Origin of the sequence: Nitrobacter sp. NHB1, assembly GCF_036964665.1 — a bacterium.
In the GTDB taxonomy this organism is placed as follows: Bacteria; Pseudomonadota; Alphaproteobacteria; order Rhizobiales; family Xanthobacteraceae; genus Nitrobacter.
On record NZ_JBAMDA010000003.1, the window covers coordinates 250164 to 276398 of the forward strand.

Here is a 26235-nt window from a genome sequence, read left to right on the forward strand (position 1 = left end):
TGTGCCCACGCCCGACGACTATCGCTCGTTCGAACTGGAAGCCGCAGCGGCAACCTCCGTCGCCCGCGGCCGGACCGCACTCGGCAGTTTTTTGAAATTCGGCGTGCCGATCGGCGCGTTGGTCGTCGCCGCCTGGATGATCTACGGCACGGTCGTCCGACGTCCCCCCACCCTGACGACGCCGGACAAGGAGGAGTTCACGACGACGCAGTTTCCGGAGCCGTCGTTGTCGACGCCGCGCCCCCAAACCAACCAGGGCACCATCGTCATCCCGCAGGCGCCGGCCGATCCCGTCCCGCCGCGGCCTCCGGTCGCGCCGCCTCTCACGCTGCCGGCGCCACCTGCTCCCGAGCCTCCGCTCGCGGGCGCTGCCCCCAACGACGACGAGGCCCGCCGCCTCGCCCAAGAGGAGGAGCGACGCAAGTGGGAGCGGCTGCGCGCTCCACAGGTCATCGCCGACAACGCAGCCGTCGCAGCGAGCGCTGCGAACCATGATGAGGGAGGTAGGGCTGCGAGTGGACCGGAGGATGATCCCAACCGGCGTTTTCTTGCCTCGGTGTCCGCCGCCGGCGTCGAGATTTCGCGCGCCACCAAGAACAACCGGACCGATGCGCTGGTGGCGCAAGGCACAACGATCCGCGGCGTGCTGGAGACGGCGGTTCAGAGCGACCTTCCTGGCATGGTGCGCGCGATCGTAAGCGAGAACGTCTGGTCGTTCGACGGGCGCCGGGTGCTGATCCCGGCGGGCAGCCGCCTCATCGGCGAATACAAGTCAGGCATCGCCCAGGGGCAGACACGCGTTTTCGTCGTCTGGACACGCATGCTGCGCTCGGACGGTGTCTCCGTGCAACTGGGATCGAACGGGACGGATGATCTGGGCCGCGCCGGCAATGCGGGATTCGTCGACAATCACTACCTGCAGCGCTTCGGCTCGGCCATCATGCTGAGCCTCGTCGGGGGTGTGTCGCAATTCCTAAGCGGCTATGGCCAGAACTACAACACGATTGGCAACGGCTCGATCATCACTACGACCGACCCGGTGACGGGGGTGGTGACTCAGACCCAGACGGGCGTGAACCAGAACCAGATGACGCTACAGGCGCGCCAGATCGCCGCGCAAAACGTCTCCCAGACGCTCACCCACATCGCGCAGGAAGCGCTCCGGAATTCGATCAATATTCCACCGACCATCTATCTCGACCAGGGGACACGGATCATCGTCTTCGTGCGGCGTGATCTCGACTTCTCCGCGCTCTATCCGGACCCCGTCAAAGAAGCCCTAAGGGAGCTGAAGCGTGAACGCGCTGGCGCGAAGTCTGACGGTCTTCATTGACCGCGCACTTGATCCGATCCGGCCCTGGCTGGAGGACGACCAGGTCGTCGAGATTTGTGCCAACGGTCCCGGCGAAGTCTGGGTCGAGCGTTTCGGCCAGGCCGCGATGGAACGTCACGAGGTGCCGAGCCTGACCGAGCATGCCCTTCGGCATTTGACCGAGCGGATCGCCGGGCATTCGGGTCAGAGCGTCAATGAGGAACACCCGCTGCTGTCGGCGGCGCTGCCGACAGGCGAGCGCTTTCAGGGCGTGATGCCGCCGGCGACGACGGCAGGGGGCGCGTTCGCTATCCGCAAGCAGGTGATCAGGGAGATGCGGCTCGACGACTACCGCAAGCTGGGGTCGTTCGAGAAGGTGACGACGGCAGGAGAGGGCGCGCTCTCGGAAACCGACCGGCGGCTGTGCGAGCACCTCGCCGCCGGCCGCATCGAGGACTTCATCCGGCTGGCCGTGGTGAGCCGCTACTCGATCCTGCTGTCGGGAGGGACGAGCTCCGGCAAGACGACGTTCCTGAACGCCATCCTCAAAGAAGTGCCCGTCGAGGAGCGCATCATCACCATCGAGGACACGCGCGAGGTCAATCCGCTTCAAAAGAACTACCTGCCGCTCGTCGCGTCGAAAGGCGATCAGGGCGAAGCGCGCGTCACGGTCGAGACCTTGCTGCAGGCCTCGATGCGGCTGCGGCCCGACCGCATCTTCCTCGGCGAGATCCGCGGCGCCGAGGCATACTCGTTCCTGCGCGCGATCAACACCGGCCATCCGGGCAGCATCACGACCGTGCACGCCGACAGCCCGTCCGGTGCCTTCGAACAGCTTGCCTTGATGGTCATGCAAGCCGGGCTCGGCCTGCGCCGCGACGAAATCGTCGGCTATATCAAGTCGGTGCTGCCAATCGTCATCCAGCAAACCAAAGTCGGCGGGTGGCGCGGCACTTCGGCCATCCACTTCTCAAGGATGGCGGAATGGCGCCAGGAGCGGATCGAGAGGAAAGGCCGTCATGACACGCGTCGTCGCGTATAGGGTCGGCATCGCGATCGTGCTGCTGCTCGCCTTCTGGCTGCTGTGGAGTATGGCCTACGAGGTCGTTGTCGCCTTGCGGTGGGCGCCGAGCCGGTTTCCCAGCGAAGGCGCATCCCGCTGGGCTCTGTTCCGGATGCAGAATGCCGATCGTTCCGTCGACTTCTTCTTAATCGCGTGGCGGCACTTCTACGATCGCCTGCTGTTCCCAGGTACGCGCCTCGAAGCGCTGATCCGTGGCGGCTATGCGGTGGCCTCGGTCGTGTCGCTCGGCTTCGCGGGTGCCCTGTTCGCCTACGTCAACCGGCGCCAGATGCCCTATGGCGCGGCGCGGTTCGGCAGCGTCATGGAAGCGGCCAAGCAGGGCCTCACGTCGAAGCAGGGCATCGTGCTGGGAACGTTGGGTGGCGCGACCATCCGTTCCGACGAGCCCGCACATATCCTTGTCGTCGGACCATCGCGGTCCGGCAAAGGCACCGGCTTTGTCCTGCCGAACGGGTATCTCTGGCGGGGGTCGGCGGTGTTCTTCGATCCCAAGCGCGAGAATTTCGACGCGTTGGCTAATTATCGGGCGGCGATGGGCAACAAGGTGTTCATGTTCTCGCCCGGCTCGAACGACACGCACCGCTATAACCCGCTCGACTTCGTGCGTCGCGACGAGCGCATGGCGACCGACTGCCTGGTGGTGGCCTCCTTCGTCATCCCCGAGAAGGCCGACGACACCTGGGCTGGCGCCGGTCGGCTGCTGTTGTCGGCGCTGATCGGCTATGTATTGTCATCGCCCTTGATCGCCGCCGCGCAGCATATGCGCACGGTCGCGCGGATGACCACGACGGGAAACGATATTTCATCGGTATTGCGCGCCATCGTGAAGACGGAGCGCCAGCATCTTCCGACCTGGGTCGTCGACAGCTTCAACCAGTACATCGCGCTCGAGCCCGAGACGCGCAACAGCGCGGTCTTCAACGTCAACATGGCGATGTCGCTGTGGAATAACGGCCTGATCTCGGCCGCCACGGAGACGTCCGACTTCGACATCCGCGAGCTGCGGCGCACGCCGACGACGATCTTCATCGGCTGCACCATCGCGGAGCTGTCGATCTTCCGGCCGCTGATCCGGATCCTGTTCCAGCAGATCCACGATCTCTTGATGGTGAAGATTCCCGGCGACGACGAGCCGCACCAGGTCTTGCTCATGCTCGATGAATTCTACCATGTCGGCCGGATGGATTCGCTGATTTCAAAAATCACCATCAGCGCCGGCTACGGTTTCCGGATGGCGATCGTGATGCAGGACATTTCGCAGCTCGACGAACTCTATGGCCGGAACACGCGTGTCACGACCGTGTCTGGGTCCCAGATCAAGCTGTTCATCCAGATCAACGACCTCGAGACCTCGGAGTTCGTGTCCGAGATGCTCGGCGAGACCACGCAGGTTTACAAGACACCGATCCAGCGGCCGGGGCAGGGCATCTTCGCGCCGCGCGTCTGGGCGCCGCACTACACGCCGCGGCCGCTGCGCAGCCCGCTCGAGCTACGCGAAATGTCAGCGCGTCTCTCGATCCTGATGGTGAAGAACTCGCCGTCTTTCGAGTTGACCAAGATCCGGCACTACCTGGACAAGCCGTACCGTGGCTACTTCGAGCGCGCGAAAGGCTCGCCCCCGGTCCTCCCGCGCCTGCGCGGCTGGCAGGACGAGTCCCTGCAAGGCGCGATCAACCCGGCGTCGGAGCAGCAGGACACGCTGGAGGCCCCACCCGCCCCGACGCCTTCCCGGTCGCGCAAGCCGACCACGCGGCGTGCGCCACAGCGCACGGCGGCGAAAGCCAAGGCCGAGCGGGCGACGCAAGGCGACGCCGCGCGGCTGGCTCTCGCGCCCCCGCGTCTTGCTGAGCCGCCACCGCGCCCTCAAGCACGCAAGGCGCTCTCACTCGGCGCGCAGCCTGCCGCTCCCCCGGGAGAGAGCTGCGACGTGCGAGAGATCTTGGCTGCCGCAGCGGAACAGCAAGACGAGGGCTTCAACGCAATGACGGGCGTGCTCCACGAGGAGTCGAGCCCAAACGTAAGGCAAGCGGCTGAGACGCTTGACGCCTTGAACCGCTCCTTCGGCGACGACCAAAAATAACTCGCGGCAACAAGCCAGGCGCCGCGTCTTGAGATCAGCGACCAGGCGATTGACGCTACCCAATTCAAGGTAGCGCTCGAAAATGAGCCGGACGGTTTTTGCTTCGTCCTGGTGGATGGAGAGCTTGCCATCACTCAGCGAGTAACCGAGCGGAACCATGCCTCCGACCCACAGGCCCTTGCGCTTGGAGGCGGCTATCTTGTCGCGGATGCGCCCGGCTCTAACCTCACGTTCAAACTGGGCGAAGGACAAGAGAACATTCAGGGCCAAACGGCCCATCGATGTCGTCGTGTTGAACTGCTAGGTCACCGAGACGAATGACACGCCATAGGCGTCGAACAGTTCAACCAGCTTGGCAAAGTCGGCCAGCTAACGTGTCAGGCGGTCGACCTTATGGATCAGAAATGGATGAGAAGGACGTTACTCAATTAGAGCGAGCTGCTTCTGCGTCGTTCGGTACCATGGCGACTTTTTTGATATTGGACTCTAGAAACTTTTCTTCTGCAAGTTCGCGCAATTGAGCTGCACCCGTTCGGTTGATACCCGCTTAAGCTAATCCGGCCTGCCGCTCGAACTCCATATGTCTCAGACAGCCGGTGTCGAGTGCCAACATTTTGGATTGTGCGGAGTGAACTTGCGGGACAGCCCGCACCAAGCACTTTATGCGACGCCACACACGTGTGCCACCGAACTGCGCCGTAGCATTGAAAAGGCGCATCGCTCCTTTAAAATGCGCCGCATCGCAGCAAAAGAGCTCGCCGCATGACTGCGTTCGTGAAAGCGCGGTCTGCTTGCGCGGCCTAGCAATAAGATATATTGCAACTGCGTCATGGTGATTGGCATACGCGTTGCTCCGAGGGAGTCGTGTTGCGGCGGCGGAGACACCGAGCGTCAAGAACATCGCCGCTCCTCAGGCAAAGTGCGGCTGTTGCGCAGGCGACCTGGACTAACCGAGGAGGTGTTAGCGAGTGTCAGACCACTTCAGGCACACCGTCCGCTTTGTCGAGGTCGTGGAGCAGACAAGAACTGCATCGGAGATCGAAGATTGCCTTCTGGGGCTCGCGGCAGAATTCGGCTTTACCGGACTCTTCGGGGGAATCGTGCCGACGCGACCAGCACCACTAGCTGAGCTTCGCTCACGAATCCTATTCCAGCGCTTTCCAGCGCAATGGTTAGATCGCTACAGCAGGAAGGGATACGTATTTCGCGATCCGATCATTCAGCACCTTTTTCATGAACGAACGCCGTTCACATGGCAGGAGGGCTACAAGAGCTGTCCTCAGCGAAGCAATGTCAGGCTGATACAAGGTGAAGCCGCGGAATTCGGACTACGCGACGGTTACGTCGTGCCGATTTCGACAATAGACGGTGAGATTGTGTCTTTGTCGTTCGGCGGACCGGGAAGAATTCCGGTTTCGGCCGATCTATCAGTGCTGAACTTTGCGGCCAGCTACGCTTTGGGCCGACATCTCCATCGCATTACGACCTGGCGGCGCTTCAATAGCAATCTGACCGCTCGGGAATGGGATTGTCTGCTTTGGGCGGGCGAGGGAAAGACGAACTGGGAAATCTCGGCGATTCTTGGAATCTCAAAATCAACCGTGACCAAGCATATCATGGCAGCGCGCGCGAAACTTGGTGCAGTCAGCAAAGCTCATGCCATTGCCATGGCGATTCGGACAAAGCTCCTTCGCTGAAGCGTTAGGCCGTCCGTTATCCTTTGATGGGTTGAAAGATGCCATTGTTGGCTTCTAGCTCGCGAACGATCTTTTCCTGCTCAGCGCGAGCGCTCGCAAGTGCATCAGCGAGAAATGGCTGTCCAGCATGGACCGATACTGTCGGTGTCTCGTTCAATCTGAGTCTGCAAGCCGGAAAGCGTAGTGATTTCACTCCATAGATTACGGTTCCTTCGGAGTCTATTCTGGTTCCATCGGATTCAATTTGGCCGGTATTATGGTTCGATCGGAGTCTTTGAAAACAAACCGGCTCAGTGGTGCGAAGGCTGGAGAGGGCAACCTGGGGCGGAACACTCGCCGCAAAAATGAAACCTTTAGAGTTGAGCATTATGGGCAAAAGTAAGGGTCGCTAGAACGATGGCACAAGCGCCTGGATTGATTATCAAGCCCTCGGCAACTGGCCGCGCACGATTAAGGTAGTCCGCGCCCGCACAATAGTCGTCCCATGGTGTTTTTTGTTGCCAAGAAACTTCGCCGTACGCACGCAAGAGAGAGCCGGTCAGCGCGGATGAGCTTCCAATAATAGCGTAATAGCGGGCTCATCGGCGCCGTCTGGCGGATCCTTGAAAACCCGTGCCCGTCCGGACTATTTGAAATTATAACATGCCGTCATTGCACGCCTAAACAGCATGACCTACAAGACGACCGATCGCAGCGGTCGCACCCATGGCGACGGCGCCCCAAAAGGTGACACGTAGCGTCGGCTTGAAGATACCAGCTCCACCCGTCTGAGCTCCAATAGCCCCTAAAATCGCGAGGGTAACGAGTGAACCTCCCGATACCGCCCACGGGATTCGCGCCAACGACGAGAACACTGCAATCAACAGCGGCAATGCAGCACCCATTGAAAAAGTCGCCGCCGAGGTCAAAGCAGCTTGAACCGGACGAGCGACGATGTGTGCCGACAGACCCAATTCATCCCGAGCGTGCGCCGCAAATGCATCCCTTGCCATCAGCTGCTCTGCGACTTGGCAGGCCAGCGAGGGTTCGACCCCGCGCTCGATATAAATGTGCGTTAGCTCATCGAGTTCTGCTGCCGGCTGCTCCGCAAGCTCGCGTCGTTCTCGCGCTAGATCGGCGGCCTCTGTATCGGCCTGCGAGCTCACGGAGACATACTCTCCAGCGGCCATCGAAGCAGCGCCGGCGACGAGGCCGGCAGCGCCGGCAACTAGCACCTCACTATGCGAACTTGCCGCTGCGGCAACGCCGACAACAAGGCTCGCCGTAGAGATAATTCCATCATTCGCGCCCAGAACCGCGGCGCGCAGCCAGCCGATACGCTCAATGAGGTGCGCCTCACGGTGAAGGGGATGCATTCTTCTTATTTTCCGAAGTCTTGCGGCGGGCGGTTGAGAATCTTGCGGCCAGTAAACATCGCCGACGTAATACCTCCGCCCTCATGTATCTCGGTCACGATCACCGCAACGAGATGAGTCAAGATGACGGCCGCAAGCGCATAGAACGCATATAAGTGGACCGTCACAATGGGGGACCGGAAGGCGCGCATTGCCTTATATGCAGCTTGGTCCATCGTATTCGAAGCCAGTGGCGAAACCAACGCCGAATCCAAACCGGGCGCAGCAACCCAGCCCGCGAACCATTTGCCGAACGGCGGCCAGAACAAGTCAGTTCCAGCCAGGATTAGTCCGGTAGCGATCTGAAGGAGGAGCAGAAACAGTATGAGTACGATTGCGATGCGCGCCGCCGGATTGTGCCCAACATATTGTTGCGGCTCGCCGGAAAGGAAAGCAGTGGCATAGCTGCGCAATGCGCCCCAGTAGCCAGGCCCGTAGGGCAACATCGCACGCCATCGCGCATAGCGGTTGCCGAGAAAGGCCCAAACAAAGCGCCAGATTAAATTCAATGCCATGACGTAACCCAGCGCCACGTGGATCTGCTTGAGCTGGACTTTGCCGCCGACCGAAAGTCCAAGCGCATCATCGTTTAGCAGCATAACTCCGACGCTTATCAAGCCGAGCACGACGAGTGCGTTAATCCAATGGAACCACCGCGTCGGGACGTCCCATACATTGTAAGCACGATATTGCTGGGATGGCATCTTGGGCATTGAGGGCACTCCATACCATCGCGGCTTTGTCGCGTTCGAGTAGGCTCTCACACAAAAATGTCTTCCAACGGTTGATTTCCATCAATGATACGACCCGGCATGCCTAATATGCGGGGGCAGCCATGTAGAGATCGCCAGGTCGTGAAGGCTATTCGCGCTGAGTTCTCAGCCCGGCGCGTGGACGTGTGGTTTCGCAGTCAGTAAAGACCTGGCACTTCCCTCAGTGCAGCGCGTTGCAGTCCAGTTTGATGATCTCGTTGATGGCGAGATCACGCATATCCCGGACCCTTCTTAATTTTAATAGCTGTGCCTGTCGTCGGCCATCCGAACACGATGTCGAGGACGCTTTCGGAAGCCGTGCAAAAAGAACGCTCCTGGTTTGGATGGAATTGTCAGATTGAGTTAGAAGAGGGCTACTAATCAGCAGCCCTCTTGCGGCCGGAGATCATGGACGCGATCAGGTTTTCACGATGCTCGAAGCTCATGATCAGCACGCCGATGACGTGCGCCACGACGAGGCCAACGGTCAGATTGGCCAGGAACTCGTGGACGTGTTCGATCAACTTGGAGCCCCAGTAGGCGTCCGTGGTCATCATGTAGCCCGTAGCGCACGTGCCGGCCAGCCCAATCAGGAGCGCGACGATCATGGCGCCGCCCGCCGGGTTGTGCCCGATATAGCGGGGAGCTCTGAGCATCACGACGTCGCGAACATAGGCGAGGACTTCGCGCGGCGGACGAACGAAGCTAGAAAATCGCGCATGCCGCGGACCGACGAAACCCCAGACGATGCGGGCCGCGAGGAGCCCGGCGATGACGTAGCCGGCCGCGACGTGTACCCGCTCGATCTCGTCGCCGGTGGCGTAGGCGATCACGAAACAGGAAACCAGGGACCAGTGGAAGACCCGGACGAATGGGTCCCAGACCTTGATCGTGGCCGGCGGCGTCGCGCCGTCGGCTCCGATCACATTGCTTACGGTTCTCATTTGCGAACCGTCACATCTGGCCGATGATGTGGCCGTTGGTCGGGTCCACGAACAGCTCGACCCGGTTGCCGTTCTTGTCGAGTGTGTAGAACTCGCCGCAGGCATTCTTGAGTTTGGCCTTCTGGACCTTGTAGCCTTGAGCCTCGACTTTGGCCTGCAACTGCTTCACCGGGAGCCACTGGGCCTCGGAGGCTGACGTGCACGGCTTGCCGAGGCTGCCAGCCTGGGCGGTGGCCGCCCCGAGCGTCGCGGCGGCAATGGTAAGGATCGCTATCTTGCGCATAGGTGTCTCCTGACAGTGGCCGGCCGCACCATGCGCCGGCGATGGGGCAACCTTGCCAGAAGCGATCTGACCGCTGCCTGTTGACCCAAGTCAGCGATTTGTCAGGTGATATCTGGCATCCATGTCTTTCGGAGAGTGAGTTGTTTTCATGTGCCTACGTCTGCGCCGAGTTCGTGCCCTGATCCTTGCGACCGCTCTTCTGGCGGCAGACAGCGGGGTACCGGCATTCGCTCACGACCACGATGACGCACGACGGGCCGTCGAAGCCGGTGAGATCCGTCCTCTTACGGACATTCTGGATATCGTCAGGGGCAAGCTTCCCGGCGACGTCGTCAGCGTGAAGCTCGAACGGGAAGCCAGTGCCTGGATGTACGAGTTGCGCGTCGTCGACGACAAGGGGCGGCTGTTCGAGATCCACGTCGATGCTCGCAGCGGCGAGGTCGAGCGGACCAAGGAGAAGTGATGCGCGTGCTTGTTGTCGAGGACGACCAGCGAATCGCGACGGATGTCTCATGCGCGCTCGAAGCATCCGGTTACGTGGTTGAAACGGTTACGAACGGCGAGGACGCTTGGTTTCTCGGCGACACCGAGGACTATGGCGCCATCATTCTCGATCTTGGCTTACCCGGAATGGATGGTCTCGCGGTCCTGAAGCGTTGGCGCGCCAACGGACGCCACATACCTGTCCTCGTTCTCACCGCGCGAGGAAGCTGGGCCGAGCGAGTGGACGGAATCGACGCCGGCGCCGACGACTACCTGCCGAAGCCATTCCGGATGGAGGAGTTGCTGGCGCGGCTGCGGTCCATCGTGCGGCGCTCAGCGGGGCATGGTTGCTCGGTCATGACCGCGGGCGAGATCACCCTGGACGAGCGGCAGATGAAGGTGACGCGACGAGGCGTGCCGATTGCGCTTTCGCCGCTTGAGTACAGGCTGATCGCTCATCTCCTCCGAAATCGAGGGCGGGTCGTCTCGCAGCAGGAGCTTGATGAGAACGTCTATGGTCACGGGGAAGAGCACGATTCCAACACGCTCGAGGTACTTGTCGGTCGCGTGCGCAAGAAGCTCGGCGCTGATGTGATCGAAACGCGGCGCGGCTTCGGTTATCTGATACCAGAGGTCCCCGCATGAACCGGCATTCGCTCAAACTGCGACTCGTCGCCGGCGGCCTCATCGCGATCCTGATCGCGCTTGCGATTGCCGGTGGCGCGCTCATCGTTCTCTTCGAGCGTCATGTCTCACGCACCCTGGCTCAAGATCTCGACGTTCATCTGAAACAGCTTCTCGCGGGCATCGACATCGACCCGCAAGGCAAGCTGGTGCTGATGCAGACGCCGGTCGATCCACGCTTCGCCGAGCCTCTCTCCGGACTTTACTGGCAGGTCGGCGATGACCGCGGGCAGCTTCTGCGCTCGCGCTCGCTCTGGGATTCCGCCATCGAACTCCCGCCGGATCGGCTGAGCCCCGGCGAAATGCACCAGCACCAAGCGTCGGGACCTGGGGGCCAGCGCGTGCTGGTCGCTGAGCGCGCCGTCACGCTTTCCGCAGATGGGAAGCCGGTAATCGTCCGCCTTGCGGTCGCCGAGAACCTGGCGAGGGTGTCGGCTGCGACCTCGGCCTTCGCCAAGGATCTCGCGCTCGCGCTCGTGCTTCTCGGCTGCGTGCTGGCTCTTGCGACATGGGTTCAGGTGGGCGTCGGCTTGCGTCCGCTGGCCACGTTGCGCCGCGGCGTGGCCGATATCAGAGCAGGGCGGACCCGGCATCTGCCATCCTCGGTCCCGACCGAAGTTCGTCCCCTCGTCGAGGAGGTCAACGCGCTCGTCGATGCACAGGAAAGTGAGATCGAACGGTCCCGCGGCCGCGCCGCCGATCTGGCTCACGGACTGAAGACGCCGCTTGCGGCTCTTGCAGCGGATGCGTCGCGACTCCGTGATCGGGGTGAGCCCGCCATTGCCCGGGACATCGAAGCCGTCGGGGAAGCCATGGGCCGCCACGTCGACCGCGAGCTCGCGCGGGCCAGAGTTCGCGGGCGAACGCGGGGCGTCCCTGCAGCGTCCACATTCGTGAAACCGCTCGTGGACTCCATCGTCGCGACCGTGTCGCGCACTCCCGACGGCGCGCGAGTGAGGTTCGAGAACCTCATCGCCGATCATCTTTGTGTCCCGCTCGACCGGACTGATCTTGCGGAGGTTCTGGGTAATCTGATCGAGAACGCGGCCCGGCATGCCGCTAGATCGGTCCGCATCACCGACGGAAGCCAATTATCCCTTGTCGTCGAAGACGACGGCGAAGGCATCGAACCGAGTCACCTGTCACGCGTGCTCGCACGCGGTGCCCGTCTCGACGAGCGAGGCAGTGGCGCGGGTCTGGGGCTTGCCATCGTGCAGGATGTCCTGGATGCGTACGGCTGGGGGCTGAAACTCTCCACGTCGGAGCTCGGTGGCCTGAAGGCGGTAATCGCTCCGACGTCCGAAAGCGACCGTTATCGTCGCAGAACGAAAGAGGGAGCGTCAACCTCGGAAGCGATCCCGCCCATTCAAAGTTTATCCCATCCACAAAGATAGGATAGGTACATGATGACGAAGCAGCACATCCACGAAAGCCATCACGTCGACAATTGCCTCGAAGTCGCGGCCAACGGCGACTCCTCGAAGCCGACAAAGAACGTGCGCGCCGAGTTCAAGGCGATCGCGCGCTACCTATGACCGGAAACCAGCCGATGTCTTCTCGAAAGTCCATATTGTTGCTGGGTCTCGCCGCCGTCGTCGCGGCGGGCGCGTTCGCAGCTTGGGGACCGGGAGCGCCGGCGCTGCGCAAGATGACGGGTCTGGTCGCGACGGAGCCGCCGCAGCAATCCGGGCCGCAGGGGGAGAAACGAAACCCCGTCATTCGGATGGACCAAGAGCGGATCGCTTTGGCCAAGATCGAGCAGGTCAAAGTCGGCCCGGCGACCATAATGACGAGACTGTCGGTTCCGGCCGTCGTCGCACCCGATGCCGATCGCGTCGCCCACGTGTCGGTAAAGCTGTCGGGAACCGTCGCCGAGCTCCGCAAGAACATCGGCGACGAGGTCGAGAAGGGCGAGGTCCTTGGAGCGCTGGAGAGCAGGGAGGTCGCCGACGCGAAGAGCGAGTACATGGCCGCGCGACTGTCGAACGATCTGCAGCAGGATTTGGCTGCCCGCGACAAAGCGGCGTGGGGCAGCAGCAAGGCGATACCCGAGCAACAATACATCAGGTCACGGAACGCCGCGTCGCAGACGGCTATGCGTCTAGACATCGCCCGGCAAAAGCTGCTCGCGCTCGGAGTCGACGAAAGCGAGATTGTCGCAATCCCACAGGCACCCGAGGGAACGCTGAGGCTTCAGAACGTCCGTGCGCTGATCTCTGGACGGGTGATGGAACGTAAGGTTGACCTCGGGACCGCCGTCGGGAGGGACAACCTCGAGACCGAACTCTTCGTCATTGTTGACCTTAGTAGGGTGTGGGTCGAGATGGCGGTCAATTCGTCTGACCTGCCTGCGGTTCGCGAAGGGCAAAGCGTCGCGGTGTCCATCCGCGGCGGTCCCGTAGGGACTGGCAAGATCATCTTCGTCAGCCCGTTGCTCGACAAGGACACGCGAGCGGCGCGTGTCGTGGCCACCCTGGATAACCCGGATCGACTCTGGCGTCCCGGATCGTTTGTGACGGCAGCCATCGCCGTGGACTCGCGTCTCGTTTCTGTGGCGGTGCCGGCGGTCGCCGTGCAGAGCGTGAATGGGCGCAAGGTCGTCTTTGTGCGGACTGCCGAGGGATTCGAGAAGCGGGACGTGGTGCTCGGTTTTCGCGACAATGGGATGGTTGAAGTCACCTCTGGGCTTGCTGCCGGCGAAACGATCGCATCTTCGAACACCTTTCCGCTGAAAGCCGAACTCTCCAAGCCGGGCGTCGAGGACTGAGATGATTGCGCGCATCGTCGATTTCTCGGTCAGGCGCCGATGGCTGGTACTGCTGGTCACTTTGGTTGCTGCGGTCACCGGACTCTGGTCGCTGACCAGGCTACCGATCGACGCAGTTCCAGACGTGACCAACGTCCAGGTGCAGATCAACGCGGTGGCGCCGGCGCTGACGCCAGTCGAAATCGAGAAGCAGGTCACGGTCGCGCTGGAAACGGCGCTGGCCGGCATACCCGGCCTGGAGTCGACACGCTCCTTTTCGCGGAACGGTTTCGCACAGGTAACCGTCGTGTTCGTGGACGGCACGAACATCTACTTCGCGCGGCAACTCGTCGCCGAGCGCATCAACGACGCCAAATCCTCGTTACCCCCGGGCGTGGAGGTGAAGATGGGGCCGGTCTCGACCGGTCTCGGCGAGATCTACTGGTGGGCCGTCGAATACGAAAAGCCCGGCACCACCGCACCGGTTCGTGACGGCCAGCCCGGCTGGCAGAGCGACGGCAGCTATCTGACGCCGGAGGGCGAGAGATTGACCGACGACTTCCGCCGGACGGTTTACCTCCGAACGGTACAGGATTGGATCGTCCGGCCGCAGATGAAGACGGTACCCGGCGTGGCCGGCGCCGACGCGATCGGCGGTTTCGTCAAGCAGTATCAAGTGCAGCCGGATCCCGCGAAGCTCGTCGGCTACGGCCTCTCCTTTAAGCAAGTCATCGAGGCGATCGAAGCCAACAACGCCAGCCGAGGTGCCAACTACATCGAGCAGAACGGCGAGGGCTACGTGGTCCGCGCCGCCGGGCGCGTCGAGAACGTGGAGGACATCGGACAGATCGTCGTCTCGACCCGGAAGGGGGTGCCGGTGCGGATCAGGGACGTTGCCGATGTCACCATCGGGAAGGAGCTGAGAACCGGAAGCGCTAGTGTCAATGGACGTGAGGTCGTGCTCGGAATAGCCCTGATGCTGATCGGCGGAAACAGCCGCACCGTCGCTGCCGCGGCGGACGCCAAAATCAAAGAGATCACCAAGATACTACCACCGGGCATCCACGCACGAACGGTACTCAACCGCACGCAACTCGTCGACGCCACGATCCACACCGTCGCGACCAATCTAGCCGAAGGCGCGCTTCTGGTAATCGCCGTGCTGTTCCTGCTGCTCGGCAACTTCCGCGCCGCCCTGATCACGGCCTGCGTCATTCCGATCACGATGTTGCTAACCGCGACGGGCATGCTGCGGGGGTACATCAGCGCGAATTTGATGAGCCTTGGCGCGCTCGACTTCGGCCTGATCGTCGACGGCGCGGTGATCATCTGCGAGAACAGCCTCAGGCATCTCGCCGAGCGGCAGGTAACCCTCGGGCGGGAACTTTCGCGCGACGAACGCCTCAGGACGATCACCGCGTCCGCGGTCGAGATGATTCGGCCGACCGTCTATGGCCAGCTCATCATCATCCTCGTCTACGCCCCACTGCTCACCTTCTCCGGCGTGGAGGGCAAGACGTTCGAGCCGATGGCCCTGACGGTGATGATCGCGCTGGCCATGGCCTTCGTGGTCTCCCTGACCTTCGTCCCGGCCGCGACCGCGATCGTCCTGACGAGGCCCGTGAGGGAGAGCGAGAACTTCCTCGTCCGGAGCCTGAAGGATGCCTACGGGCCGATCCTGTCCCGAAGCATTGCGAAACCCGGCTTGATCATCACAGCGGCGGCCGTGCTCTTTGCTGCCTCCCTCGTCCTGTTCTCCCGTCTGGGGCAGGAGCTCACGCCAACATTGGACGAGAAGAACATCGTCATGGAGGTGAAGCGCGTACCGAGCACCGCACTGGCCCAGGCTCAAGCCATGCAGCTCGAAATCGAAAAGGTGATCAGCAAATTCCCGCAGGTCGCGTTCGTGTTCTCGCGAACCGGCACGCCGGATCTTGCGGCTGATCCGATGCCGCCCAGCGCATCGGACACCTACATCATCGTCAAGCCGCAACGCGACTGGCCCGATCCCTCGATGACGAAGGATGATCTCATCCACGCAATTGAGTCGGAAGCGACCAAGCTCCCCGGCAACAAGGTGGGCTTCTCGCAGCCGATCGAGATGCGCTTCAACGAGCTCATCGCCGGCGTCCGCGAGGACCTCGGAGTCAAGGTATTCGGCGCCGACTTCTCCGCGATGCAGCGAACCGCGTACGCATCGCGGACATCCTGAGAAAGATCGATGGTGCCGAGAGCGTGAAAGTCGAAGAAACCAGCGGGCTGCCGTTCCTGGAGATTGGGATCGACAAAGCCGAGATCACGCGGCGAGGCCTAAATCTCGCAGACGTCCAGGACTTGATCGAGGCCGCTGTCGGCGGACGCGCGGCGGGACTGGTATTCGAGGGAGACCGGCGCTTCCAGATCGTGGTCCGGCTGAACGACGCGTTACGCAACGACATCTCCGCGCTCGAAAACCTCCCGGTGCCGTTGCCGCATTCCAATCCGAACGCGCCGGCTTCGACCATACCCCTGCGCGCGGTCGCAACGTTCGAGCAAACGGAAGGGGCCAACCAGATCAGCCGCGAGAACGGCAAGCGGCGCGTTGTCACTACCGCCGAAGTCCGCGGCCGGGACATCGGGTCGCTGGTCGCTGAGGCGCAGGCGAAGGTTGCGAAAGAGGTGAAGCTGCCGCCGGGGAGCTACTTGGCCTGGGGCGGGCAATTCGAAAACTTCTCAGTCGCGCGCCAGCGGCTCGTGATTGTCGTCCCCGCATGCTTCGCGATGATCTTCCTGCTCCTCTTCGGCGCCTTGGGATCGGCGCGCGATGCACTCCTCGTCTTCAGTGCTATTCCGCTGGCGTTGACCGGCGGGATTGCCGCGCTGTGGCTGCGCGGCATGCCGTTCTCTATATCTGCCGCGGTCGGCTTCATCGCCTTGTCGGGCGTGGCCGTTCTCAACGGGCTGGTGATGTTGACACAGATCCGGTCGCTGATCGATAGCGGCGTGCCGCTTGTCCAGGCCATCTACGATGGAGCGCAGACGCGTTTCCGTCCCGTCGTCATGACGGCGCTGGTGGCGTCACTCGGCTTTGTACCGATGGCGCTGGCCACGGGGACAGGCGCGGAAGTGCAGAAGCCCATCGCAACCGTCGTCATCGGTGGACTGCTGACGGCAACGGTGCTGACGCTTGTGGTGCTCCCAGCGCTTTATGCGCGTTTCTCGCCCCGACGTTCGGAATTGGATAACGCGAACGGAATTGCAATGAGTCGCGCAGCCGAATAGATTGGAGCTTTCCGTGCTTTCAATTCTTGAGAACCTGTTGCCATCTCTTTGCGGCGCAGGTCATTGCGTTGACCGGCACAGGGCTAGTCTAATGTCTGTCTGTTGTTTGGCCTGGTGGCCTTCAAGATGGCAGGCAACGAGACGCGCATGCGAAGCGGCGTGTGCACGTCTTTGTGAAAATTCCCTTGGTGGAGGACCGAATGATCGTCCGTATCCTCTTATTGGTGTGTTCTCTCCTACTTGCGAGCGAGCTGCCGGCTGCATCCCAACAACCTAAGGATGATCCCTGGAATCCTCAGCACATAGATGCACTGCCACCCGACATCCGTAACTATATAGCGGTAATCTGCAAGGGACCGGCTAAGGCGCAGCATGATTTCGCGACCTATTCTCCAACCGAGCGGCGTTGGCGAATAAACCTCGAATATCTTCGATGCGATGGTCTCCGCGATCTCCGACGAGGACACCAATGCCTCGACGTAGATTTTATCCAAGTAGGCTCACGATTCCGGCTTGCCTCAAAGCAATACCGTGAGTGCGGCTTCTGAAGCGGAGCCGCATCGCGTCGGCTACGACAGCTTCGCAATCACTACGCCGGCATCCCAATCCTTCCTGGTCCGGATTAAATCGCGGAGTTGATGGTCAGAGATGTGGTCCGAGCAACGGTGCGCCGTCCTGCCGGCTGTTTGTCAATCGTTTCCAAATATTGCAGAATAACAGCCGCGCATGGCTGTCTCAGCTAGCATTACAGTCGTAATGTTTGTTTGATGTGGGCTTTTTGAGCGACGGCCTGGTGAGCGCGTCGCCACAGCGACCATGCGATGACATAGCCAGGTCGAATTCGTTTTCGCGCGAGCCGCTGCGCTATTCTGCGGATTTCCTGGACCGACCAACGGATGAGGTCTCGCGCGTTCGGGTTGCGCGCGATGTGTTTTTTTGGGACGGCGCGTTAGCTTTTCGGCGAATGGCGGCCATCATGGCGAAGGTCAACATGACAAGCGACACATGACGATGCCAGCCATGCCAGGATCGCGTTTCATTATGATCGAGGCCGAACTCGTTCTTGGCGGTCTCAAAGCTGTCTTCGATCGCCCAGCGATGGCCTTCAACGGCGACCAGCTGCTTGATGGACGTTCCGGCGGGACACCAGGTGGTGAAGTAGGCGAGTTCGCCGTCAGCGATATGGCGCCGGATCAGCAGTCCGCGCGTCCACAAGCCGCTGCGCTCCTCATTGAACTCACCGGCGTCGAGATCGGCGAGTTCGAGATACGCCCAGTCATGCAGCCGCGGCCCCTTGGTTCCGCTGCCTGCCGACAGGCGGCGCCAATCGGTCGGCTTCAGCGCTTTGGCGATCTCTTCCGCCGAACCGCCGATCAGCCGCTTCCGGCTCCAGGATCCGAACCAGTGGTTGGCGGCGACGCCGAGCACATAGCCTTTGCCAGCCTGGCGCAAATCCCGCTCGATGTCGCCGACGCCATAGACCGTATCGCCTGCAACCCAGGCGAATGGGACGCGCGCCGCAATGGCCCGCGCGATCATCTTGGCCGCGAGCCGCGGTTTCGTCGAAAATCCGACATCGCTTGGCGCATGCGCGGCTTTCAGGCGGCGCGGATCGTCCGTCCAGCTCTTCGGCAGATAGAGCGCGCGGTCCATGAAGGCATGACCGTGGCGCGACACATAGGCCGCGAATACCCCGATCTGGCAATTCGTGATCTTTCCGGCCGAACCGGTGTATTGTCGCGCCAAGATTGCGCGCCGAGCTGGAAGGTCCGCGCCGAGGCTCGACATACCCGGCGCATCGAGTGAATTTGGTTCGCCGCCAAGAGAGGCGGACAGGAACTATCGGCGAGAGCGAGTTCGCAGACAGGGGAAGGAAATGACAAGAACCGATGCATTCATCATCAGCTCATCCGATCAGGTTCCCCGACGAACTGCACTCAAGCGATTCCCCATCCCCCGCAATTACGGTGTATCGCCCGACTCACGTATCGGGGCCGGGCGCACATGGTCTGGGCCGAAAGGCGCGACCCGTATCAAACGATTTGAGATTTACCGCTACGATCCCGACAGCGACGACAACCCCCGCCTTGACATATTCAAGGTCGATCTCGACGCTTGCGGCCCCATGGTTTTGGACGCGCTGATCTGGATCAAGAACAACATCGACCCGACGCTGACTTTCCGTCGCTCCTGCCGCGAGGGAATCTGCGGCTCCTGCGCGATGAACATGGACGGCACCAACTGGCTGGCCTGCACGAGATTTATTGAGGACACCGATGCGCCCGCGAGAATCTATCCGCTCGCCAATATGAGGATCGTCAAGGACCTCGTTCCCGATCTCACGCATCTTTACGCACAATATGAGATGATCGAGCCGTGGCTTCAGACCAGGACGGCCGCTCCGGACCGGGAGCGGCTGCAAGCACCCGAGGAACGCGAAAAGCTCGACGGCTACTACGAGTGCATCCTGTGCTTTTGTTGCACCTCCGGCTGCCCAAGCCATTGGTGGAACGGTAACCGCTTCCTGGGACCGGCCGTGCTCTTGCAGGCTTGGCGCTGGCTGACCGACAGCCGCGACGAAGCGATCGGAGAGCGGCTCGACGCCCTTGAAGACCCGTTCCGGCTTTATCGGTGCCACACCATTCTCAACTGCACCCGGACCTGCCCAAAGGGACTCAATCCGGGCAAGGCCATTGCGCAGATCAAAAAAATGGTCGCCGAGCGGCGGAGCTGAGAGGCGGATCATGGAACACTTCTCAAGCAAGAATATTCGGCCGCTTTCGCCCAATATCCAGATTTACCGGCCGCAGCTCACTTCAGTGCTGTCCATCGCCAACCGGATTACCGGCGTCTTTTTAAGCGCGTGCGCCGTCATTCTGGTGATCTGGCTGATCGCGGCGGCGAGCGGGCCAGACGCCTATTTGCGCTTCCACGATATCATTGCATCCTGGCTCGGACAGATTTTGCTGCTGGCGGCCACATTCGCCTTTTTTCTGCATCTCTGCGGCGGCATCCGTCATCTGGTCTGGGACACTGTGCGCGGTTTTGAACTTCGCCAGATATACGCTTCTGGCTGGATCGTGGTTGTCGCCAGCGTGGTGCTGACTGTGGTCTGCTGGTCTGCCAGCCTGCTGATCGCGGGGCAAGTCTGATGGACGGTCATCGCTTCCGCTCCTCGCTCAGCCGCGCCATGGGTCTTGGGTCCGCCAAGGCGGGGTTCGAGCATTGGTGGACCGAGCGGATCACGGCGGTCGCGCTAATCCCGTTGAGCATCTGGTTCATCGCTTCGCTGATTGCCTATAGCGGCAGCAGTTATGAAGCGTTTATCGGTTGGATCGGCTCGCCCATCACGGCGGTCCTGATGGTTTTGCTGCTGACCACGCTGTTCTGGCATGCGGCGCTTGGCCTCCAGGTTGTCATCGAGGACTACGTTCATTCCGGCGCGAAGATTTGGATGCTGCTGGCCATGCGCTTCGTGTGCTTCGCGCTGGCAGTGGCTGGCATCATGGCGACGTTACGGGTTGCCGTCAGTGTGTGGACAGCCATCTGAGTGCAGCCAAAGGGGGGAAGAAACGCCAATCGAAGAATCGGAAAGTAGCGATATGACGTGCTTACAGTGGAACGAATCTTACCGTCAGTTCAGGAAAAACTGGTTACGGTCAAAACAGATGCTTTGCTGATCGACGCCGCGAAATTGCTGAATGATCCGCGACAGAATCTTGTCGTTGTCTGTGACGACAGCGGAAAGATGGCCGGCGTCATCACCAAGACCGACATTGTCAGCCGCATCAGCTATTGCACAGGCTGTAGCTGTACGATGGCGGCCTCGCAGGTGATGACGCGAGAGGTTACCTTCTGCCGTCCGAGCGATTGGCTGCACGAGGTCTGGTCGATCGTCAAGCAGCGCGGCCTGAAGAACATTCCGGTCGTGGATCAGGATACCGTGCCTCTTGGCGTGCTGAGCGCCAGGGACATGGTGCGAGTTCTCCTTGAAGATACGGAACACGAGGGATCGCTTCTGCGCGACTACGTCGTGGGCATTGGATACAGATGAGGCGGTGCATGATGGACAAACGATCAGATACTTCCACCAGTGATAGGTGGCTAGAGCACGCTTTGGCCCAATGGGAATGGGAGGGCGGGCACGTTGCACCTCCTGCGGAAAAACACACGGCGCCTGGCGGGAAAGAACAGATTGCGCTGAGCCGAGAAGAAGAGCTCGCCACAATCGACCCCACCGTCGGCAAGTCGGGCTCACATTGACAAGTTACATCAGCTCCGCGCTGGGGGTTACGGTGTTTCGTGAGATTGGGACACAGCTTCTCCTTAAGCGCGCGGCGCGCAAGTCGTTGCCGATGCAAAGGTCGCCGCGGCAAGCTGGGGCTAGAAGCTCCGGTGCTGTGGCCAGCGAAAGCGCTAGCACCTGCGCGACGTTCTCAAGACTCGCGAGGCAACCTCGCCGAAGAAGGTAGCCAAGCTCGGCGATCACTGGCCCGGCACCCGTGTTCGACGACGAGCAGTCGGCAATGGAAGCGATCCTGTCCGACAAAATCAGTGGCTGACGTTGAGAGCCTCGAGGGTCGCCAGCGCCAGGTTGGAATGAGCGAATGCACCGCCAGCGCGCATTTCAGCTGCGACCCAGATCGCTTCCATGATCTCCTGCGGCGTTGCTCCGTCACGGATCGCAGCCTTGGTATGACCCTGAATACAGTAGGGACATTGCGTGACGTGGGCGACGGCAACGGCGATCAGCTGCTTGGTCTTGCGCGGTAACGCACCTTCCCTGAAGACAGCTTCGCTAAAAGCTTGAAACGCCGCTTCCGCATCCGGCGCCAGATCGCGGCGTTTGTCCGCCAATGCCTTGGTCGGCTTTGGATAGAGAGTGTCATTCATCGATAAACCTCCGTTTCTGATCAATCTTCAGGCTGAGTCCAGGCTTAAAGCTTTACTCGGCATGCCGCGGCGCGCCGTTACGGCTCGACCACCAGCCGCCCCGTCATGTTGGGATGGTATCGGCAGTAATAGTCGAAGGTGCCGATCTTCGTCAGTGTCTGCGAGACCGATTTTTTTGTCGGCTGGATGACGTCAAAGCTGTTGTCGCGTGCGGTCGCGGTGTGATCAAGAATGTCTTTGTTGACCCACAGAATGTGAATGCTGATCGAAAAATGACCCCCATCGGCATCATGGGAGCCCCTTCAGCCTATTGATTTCGTTGAGTTGGCATGATGGCCCCCCCCTGCAGATCATGGTCGAGACCCCGCGCCGAAACACACGAGTCAGCTCGAGACCGCCGGGATGCCGCACGCGCTTGCTAAGACGGGCAAGCAGCCAATGCCCCGGCATTTTCGTGACATCAAAATCACTGCTCGGCAGAACTATGCTTTGGAACGGAAACGGAAGTCAGTCTGCAAATCTCCCGTTTCGGAAGCAAACGTCTCGTCAGGCGCCGGCACGACGCACAGTGCCCGGAATAGGCCGGTCGCCGAAATCAATCGCCGTTCTTCGAAGGATGCGACCCGTCAGGTCAGTGCTCAGCCGTGCACGGCAGTGTCGGTAGAAGAAACTAAGGCGGAATTCACCCGCGTGCTCATTCATTCCGCGCTCGCAAGCGCTGGTGATATGCCCTTCGCGCATTAGGGCCGGCACACGTGTCGGTGATATGCGCAGAAGCTTGCCGATGAGTGCGGCGTCAACCAGGAACGTGTTGTCGCTGATTTCGATGACTCTCTCGGAGGGCCTTGGCGATTCTTGGCGGCTCTCGATCATCGCATTTTCCTTGTCGAGGCACTAAAAAGATGTATTGATAATATATCTTTTTAGTGAGAGGTCAAGCTATGACCATTTCGCTTCGACTAGAAGTCCGAGCAGAGGTGCAGCCTGCTCAAGGCCCTATCCTTCAGGAATGTTTGCCAGGGACTCGGAGTTTCCCGAAACGGCCGAGCTCGCGTGCCGGATCTTCACGGCCTTTCGTGCTCCGCATGAATCCCCTGACGCTCGAGCGCAGCGGACCCAACGAGAACCCGAGAATGGAGAAAATGACATGTTGAGCAATTCCCATCGCCATGTGCGCCCAACAAACGAAGCAGCCCGAGCCTATCTCGAATCGCTGATTAGCGAAGACTTCGAGCGGTGCCATCCCGGGGAAACACTCGATGACATTAAGCGCAGAGCATCGTTTTCGAAAGAAGATAAGGGTCTCCTTCGCGACTGGATGGCGGTGGCGGCCAGACGGGCTGCAGCGGATCCGCCCAAGCTATCAGTCAAGCTCGCCGCCTAACCGGCACGTCTGCGCAGCGCCAATCACGCCGCCGGCCGCACTCCAAAATCCTTTGGCCTGAGCATAGGTCGGCAAGCTGACGCCAAGGAGTCAATGCTGGCGGCTCCCGACGATCTTTCCCGGGGCTCGTCGGAGGGGCGTCGAACGCGTCCGTCCCAAGATGATGACGGTGGTCGCCATCGTAACGGGCCTGCTGCCTATCCCGTGGAGTACCGGTACCCGGTCGGAGATCATGCAGCGCATCGCTGTGCCGATGATTGACGGGATGACGTAGTCGACGCTGCCGACACTCGTCGTGATCCATCACACGTCCTTGAACTCGCGAACCAACTGGAATCCAGTTGACCTCGCGCAAAAAGAGAATCGGCCGGCGAAGTAGAATTAGGTTCCTTCAACGATGGAGCAAGCCGATGCAGAACGTCTTGGTCCAAGCGGTCGCCGCTTTCTCCCTTCTACCCGGGGCAGTATGGGCGCAGGCGCCGTCAGATGCCGAAGGCTACTACGGGTGGAGGCACATGATGGGGTGGGGCGGAGGGTACGCCATGATCTTTGGTCCGTTGTTCATGATCCTTTTTCTCGCAGTCCTAGTTGCCCTAGCGGTTGTCCTCGCGCGCTGGCTGGGCGGCGCATGGCCAGGGACATATCCGCCACACCAATTGTCCTCCACCCCGACGCCACTTGATATTCTCAAGGAGCGCTTTGCGCGCGGCGAGATCGACAAAGCGGAATTCGAGGATCGGCGGCGCGTTCTCGGCGAGTAACTCGGCGCGCCACCAAATCTGGTCTTCCATTTATAAAACGTCGCATCGCTGATCCGTGCTTCCGACAAAGCTCCTTTGTCTTGAGGCCAGCCTCGTGTTCGGCCAGCACCGCGGTGATCTGCGCTTCAGTGAAACGGCTTCGCCGCATGGTTCATCTCCAATGGATGGGCCCAACCTACCAATGGCAGGAGATCCAGGGAACACGTCATGACATAGTCACTTTGGAAGGTCCTGGACGTGACCGTTTAAGGCGACGTAAAGAACAATTCTGTTTCAGATCAAATGATGCGTACGCTCTTTGAAAGAGGCGTAGAATTTTTTCCATCAGCGCGTGGCTCGTGGCAATTATCAATGCTGAAAGCAGCGCTCCCGCCTTCCTAAAAATGGAAAGGAGCGCGCCATGTGCGTGATGGAATAACCGCGCGCATTGATTCTAGCGCAAATCAAATATCGGGGGTCGATGCTAGGTTGGTCCCGGATGTTTCAGGCCCCGTTTCTCCGGGCCTGTTTCCCCCAAATGACTAGCCCGGCGCTTCACTGCGTCGGGCCTTTTTGTCGTTTCACCGGCCGTCACTTCGACCCATGTTTCATCACTAAGCCAAGCGTGGTTATGGCGCGCCAAACAGGGGCCCCGCGCGAGAACCTTTCCGTTTAGCCGACGGATTGGCGAAGCGCTTCGAGATCCAGAATGTCGATGTGGCGGTGCGATGAAATCTGAATCACTCCGGCTCGCCGCAACCGCGTGAACTCGCGCGAAACTGTTCCAATCGTCAAGCCGAGAAAGTCGCCAATTTCGGCGCGCGTAAGCGGAAGATCGAAAGCCGTGACGGCGTTGCCTCCTGCAAACGGATCGATCTGCCGAACCATCATCATAAGAAAGCTGGCTACCTTTTCGTGTGCCGTCTTTCGTCCAAGCGCCAGCATCCACTCGCGACCCTGATCGACCTCGCGAAGGGCTTGGTGCAGCAGTTTTGCTTCGAGAGCCGGATTTTCTTCGAGCATCTTCCGCAGCGCGTTCCTGGGTATACTGCAGATCTCAACATCCGAAGAGGCTTCGACCCGGACATGGCTCTCGTCCTGATGAAGTCGTCCGACGAAATCGGGCGCGAATTGAAGTCCGACGATTTGTTGGCGACCATCGGTCAGAGTCTTGGTCAGCTTGAGCACGCCGCGCATGACATTGGCATAGGATACGATTGGCCCCTGCTCCTGCAAGAGAACGTCGCCGGCGGATATCTTCACCACACGCGTGAATTGGGCGAAATCCACTAATTCCTTGGCGTTGAGCGCGCCGCACATACCCTTGTGCCGTACATCACAGCTCTGACAGAGCTTCGGCACATTGGAGTTATGGATATCCTTCCGGGGCGTGTTCATGCTGCTCTGGCTTGAGGGTAATCATCTGCTGAGTCGAGACATCGCCTCTTTTCGAGCAGGCTGTCGGTTCTCTGGACGGACCCTGCATCCCATAAATCTTCTTGTCTTTGCTATCGCGCAAAGGCGAACCTGAATTGTTGCGGTACCGTAATCCTAAACGTTTGATGACGAGCGGTGACTGCGAGCGCGCGATTTTCTGAACTGACGACCAGTGAACGGCAAGGCCCATTGCACTTCTCACGGCACTGGCCATTGTCGGGCTAGCGATGGTGGCGGCGGATGCGCGAAAGCACCCCGAGTGGGGTTGATTCCTTAATCAAATCAGATGCGCGGGTCCGAGCGACGGCGCTCGGTGCGCCCGTCGAGGGTCTGCCAATTCAAGGCTTCCGACGAACCCGGGCTCAAGCGAAAGCGCAACAAGGACGGCTCTTTCCGTTGGTACTAGGAAGCCCGTTCCGACCTAGCAAAGCGCGGCTACCGCCCGAGCAACGTCCGACTGCACTATCCAGATACACCAGATGGCAACCTACAACGCGCCGCTCGATGCAGAATCCTATGGGCCGAAATGCTCGCATGAGAATCGGGTGGTGGTGCATTCGCGCCGCGTGGTTACGACGGTACTATTCGTAGTCTCTGCAACCTTTTCCAGACAGACGAGTACTCGCCATACAAGAAGGCAAAATGAAATTCGCAACGGCTCTACGATCAGAGCATCAAGATCATCGTCAGCACCGTGGGAGAACGCGTGGTGAGAGGCCGGATCGGTCCTGACTTCCAGCGCTGGCATTCGAAGTCAAGTGAACCATCGCCTGTAAATATTCCATAAGATAGCTTATGCGAATTTTAATCTGAACGATATTTCATATGGTTACTTGCTAAACATTCCATATTCTCTACTGCAATGCGAAGGCATCGAGGCTCGCCTTTCTCGAACTGATTTCTTTTCCGAGCTCAAAAACATGACGACTAGATCGATTTGACCATGTTCCCTTGCTTGGCTCGGGCTGATCAATCAAGCTCGGCTGGACTGACAAAGGTCTTGAGAAGCATTGGATCGGATTGACGGCAGGCGAAAGCCCTCGACAGCGCAATCCAGCCAG

At 60.4% G+C, this 26235-nt stretch carries 23 protein-coding genes and 4 pseudogenes; 16 read left to right on the forward strand and 11 right to left on the reverse strand.

All coding sequences use genetic code 11. The features are described from left to right. Position 1 precedes the first annotated feature (1 nt). The 3 genes from virB10 to V4R08_RS16865 are packed head-to-tail and all read left to right on the forward strand — an operon-like array spanning position 2 to position 4476. On the forward strand, positions 2-1333 hold the full coding sequence (virB10, locus tag V4R08_RS16855) for a type IV secretion system protein VirB10 (RefSeq protein WP_335580513.1): 1332 nt from the start codon (positions 2-4) through the stop codon (positions 1331-1333). After that, the gene (virB11, locus tag V4R08_RS16860; RefSeq protein ID WP_335580514.1) at positions 1296-2354 is read left to right on the forward strand and encodes a P-type DNA transfer ATPase VirB11; all 1059 of its coding nucleotides are present in this window, start codon (positions 1296-1298) and stop codon (positions 2352-2354) included. The genes virB10 and virB11 overlap by 38 nt, the downstream gene beginning before the upstream one ends. After that, complete coding sequence (locus V4R08_RS16865; RefSeq protein WP_335580515.1) at positions 2332-4476, forward strand: type IV secretory system conjugative DNA transfer family protein; 2145 nt, start codon at positions 2332-2334, stop codon at positions 4474-4476. Before virB11 ends, V4R08_RS16865 begins: the two co-directional genes overlap by 23 nt. 21 nt (positions 4477-4497) lie before the next feature. Here V4R08_RS16865 and V4R08_RS16870 read toward each other — a convergent pair. Further along, positions 4498-4872, reverse strand: a pseudogene (locus V4R08_RS16870) (recombinase family protein); the annotation flags it as partial. A 572-nt stretch (positions 4873-5444) separates the two neighbouring features. Between V4R08_RS16870 and V4R08_RS16875 the strand changes: the two are divergent. After that, positions 5445-6173, forward strand: a complete 729-nt coding sequence (locus V4R08_RS16875) for a helix-turn-helix transcriptional regulator (protein ID WP_335580516.1) — start codon at positions 5445-5447, stop codon at positions 6171-6173. A 659-nt stretch (positions 6174-6832) separates the two neighbouring features. On the opposite strand, the gene V4R08_RS16880 is transcribed toward V4R08_RS16875, so the two are convergent. The 4 genes from V4R08_RS16880 to V4R08_RS16895 form a co-directional block, all read right to left on the reverse strand. Next, on the reverse strand, positions 6833-7528 hold the full coding sequence (locus V4R08_RS16880; protein WP_335580517.1) for a VIT1/CCC1 transporter family protein: 696 nt from the start codon (positions 7526-7528) through the stop codon (positions 6833-6835). 5 nt (positions 7529-7533) lie between these two features. Next, entirely contained in the window at positions 7534-8280 is a 747-nt protein-coding gene (locus tag V4R08_RS16885; protein ID WP_335580518.1) for a cytochrome b/b6 domain-containing protein, read from the reverse strand. A 416-nt stretch (positions 8281-8696) separates the two neighbouring features. Then, positions 8697-9263, reverse strand: coding sequence for a cytochrome b/b6 domain-containing protein (locus V4R08_RS16890; RefSeq protein ID WP_335580519.1), 567 nt, complete (start codon positions 9261-9263; stop codon positions 8697-8699). Between the two features lie 10 nt (positions 9264-9273). After that, the gene (locus V4R08_RS16895) at positions 9274-9546 is read right to left on the reverse strand and encodes a PepSY domain-containing protein (protein ID WP_335580520.1); all 273 of its coding nucleotides are present in this window, start codon (positions 9544-9546) and stop codon (positions 9274-9276) included. A 148-nt stretch (positions 9547-9694) separates the two neighbouring features. Here V4R08_RS16895 and V4R08_RS16900 point away from each other — a divergent pair, with 148 nt between their 5' ends. The 6 genes and pseudogenes from V4R08_RS16900 to V4R08_RS16925 all read left to right on the forward strand — a co-directional run bounded on the left by V4R08_RS16900 (position 9695) and on the right by V4R08_RS16925 (position 16720). Beyond that, positions 9695-10009, forward strand: coding sequence for a PepSY domain-containing protein (locus tag V4R08_RS16900; protein ID WP_335580521.1), 315 nt, complete (start codon positions 9695-9697; stop codon positions 10007-10009). Further along, positions 10009-10674, forward strand: a complete 666-nt coding sequence (locus V4R08_RS16905; protein ID WP_335580522.1) for a response regulator transcription factor — start codon at positions 10009-10011, stop codon at positions 10672-10674. Before V4R08_RS16900 ends, V4R08_RS16905 begins: the two co-directional genes overlap by 1 nt. After that, positions 10671-12107: a sensor histidine kinase gene (locus V4R08_RS16910; RefSeq protein WP_335580523.1), complete on the forward strand. Its 1437-nt coding sequence runs from the start codon at positions 10671-10673 to the stop codon at positions 12105-12107. Before V4R08_RS16905 ends, V4R08_RS16910 begins: the two co-directional genes overlap by 4 nt. Positions 12108-12119: 12 nt before the next feature. After that, positions 12120-12248: a metal-sensitive transcriptional regulator gene (locus V4R08_RS16915; RefSeq protein ID WP_335580524.1), complete on the forward strand. Its 129-nt coding sequence runs from the start codon at positions 12120-12122 to the stop codon at positions 12246-12248. A gap of 14 nt (positions 12249-12262) precedes the next feature. Further along, positions 12263-13480: an efflux RND transporter periplasmic adaptor subunit gene (locus V4R08_RS16920; protein ID WP_335580525.1), complete on the forward strand. Its 1218-nt coding sequence runs from the start codon at positions 12263-12265 to the stop codon at positions 13478-13480. 1 nt (position 13481) lies between these two features. Then, a pseudogene (locus V4R08_RS16925) lies at positions 13482-16720 on the forward strand (efflux RND transporter permease subunit). An 864-nt stretch (positions 16721-17584) separates the two neighbouring features. Here the strand turns inward: V4R08_RS16925 and V4R08_RS16930 are convergent. Then, a pseudogene (locus V4R08_RS16930) lies at positions 17585-18466 on the reverse strand (IS701 family transposase); the annotation flags it as partial. Positions 18467-18596: 130 nt separating this feature from the next. Between V4R08_RS16930 and V4R08_RS16935 the strand changes: the two are divergent. The 4 genes from V4R08_RS16935 (at position 18597) to V4R08_RS16950 (ending at position 20774) form a co-directional block, all read left to right on the forward strand. Further along, positions 18597-19454 (forward strand): succinate dehydrogenase iron-sulfur subunit, encoded by an 858-nt coding sequence (locus tag V4R08_RS16935; RefSeq protein WP_335580526.1) that lies wholly within the window; start codon positions 18597-18599, stop codon positions 19452-19454. Positions 19455-19464: 10 nt separating this feature from the next. After that, positions 19465-19872, forward strand: coding sequence for a succinate dehydrogenase, cytochrome b556 subunit (sdhC, locus tag V4R08_RS16940; RefSeq protein WP_335580527.1), 408 nt, complete (start codon positions 19465-19467; stop codon positions 19870-19872). Continuing rightward, a complete protein-coding gene (gene sdhD, locus V4R08_RS16945; RefSeq protein WP_335580528.1) occupies positions 19872-20270 on the forward strand; it encodes a succinate dehydrogenase, hydrophobic membrane anchor protein in 399 nt (132 codons plus the stop codon). Before sdhC ends, sdhD begins: the two co-directional genes overlap by 1 nt. Before the next feature lie 66 nt (positions 20271-20336). Further along, positions 20337-20774 (forward strand): CBS domain-containing protein, encoded by a 438-nt coding sequence (locus tag V4R08_RS16950; RefSeq protein ID WP_335580529.1) that lies wholly within the window; start codon positions 20337-20339, stop codon positions 20772-20774. 497 nt (positions 20775-21271) lie between these two features. Here V4R08_RS16950 and V4R08_RS16955 read toward each other — a convergent pair whose 3' ends face one another. Together V4R08_RS16955 and V4R08_RS16965 are read right to left on the reverse strand one after the other, a co-directional pair. Then, positions 21272-21613, reverse strand: coding sequence for a carboxymuconolactone decarboxylase family protein (locus V4R08_RS16955; RefSeq protein ID WP_335580530.1), 342 nt, complete (start codon positions 21611-21613; stop codon positions 21272-21274). Positions 21614-22159: 546 nt separating this feature from the next. Next, positions 22160-22486 carry a DUF6522 family protein gene (locus V4R08_RS16965; RefSeq protein WP_335580531.1) on the reverse strand — a complete coding sequence of 109 codons (327 nt, stop codon included), beginning with the start codon at positions 22484-22486 and terminating at the stop codon, positions 22160-22162. A gap of 274 nt (positions 22487-22760) precedes the next feature. Here V4R08_RS16965 and V4R08_RS16970 point away from each other — a divergent pair, with 274 nt between their 5' ends. Both V4R08_RS16970 and V4R08_RS16975 read left to right on the forward strand, forming a co-directional pair. After that, positions 22761-22997 carry a hypothetical protein gene (locus tag V4R08_RS16970; protein ID WP_335580532.1) on the forward strand — a complete coding sequence of 79 codons (237 nt, stop codon included), beginning with the start codon at positions 22761-22763 and terminating at the stop codon, positions 22995-22997. A gap of 542 nt (positions 22998-23539) precedes the next feature. Next, positions 23540-23758, forward strand: coding sequence for an SHOCT domain-containing protein (locus V4R08_RS16975; RefSeq protein ID WP_335580533.1), 219 nt, complete (start codon positions 23540-23542; stop codon positions 23756-23758). A gap of 8 nt (positions 23759-23766) precedes the next feature. Here the strand turns inward: V4R08_RS16975 and V4R08_RS16980 are convergent. The 3 genes and pseudogenes from V4R08_RS16980 to V4R08_RS16990 form a co-directional block, all read right to left on the reverse strand. Next, positions 23767-23906 (reverse strand): annotated as a pseudogene (locus tag V4R08_RS16980) (transposase); the annotation flags it as partial. A gap of 503 nt (positions 23907-24409) precedes the next feature. Beyond that, positions 24410-25135 (reverse strand): Crp/Fnr family transcriptional regulator, encoded by a 726-nt coding sequence (locus V4R08_RS16985; RefSeq protein ID WP_335580534.1) that lies wholly within the window; start codon positions 25133-25135, stop codon positions 24410-24412. Next, positions 25107-25364 (reverse strand): hypothetical protein, encoded by a 258-nt coding sequence (locus tag V4R08_RS16990; protein WP_335580535.1) that lies wholly within the window; start codon positions 25362-25364, stop codon positions 25107-25109. Before V4R08_RS16990 ends, V4R08_RS16985 begins: the two co-directional genes overlap by 29 nt. Between the last annotated feature and the right edge of the window lie 871 nt (positions 25365-26235).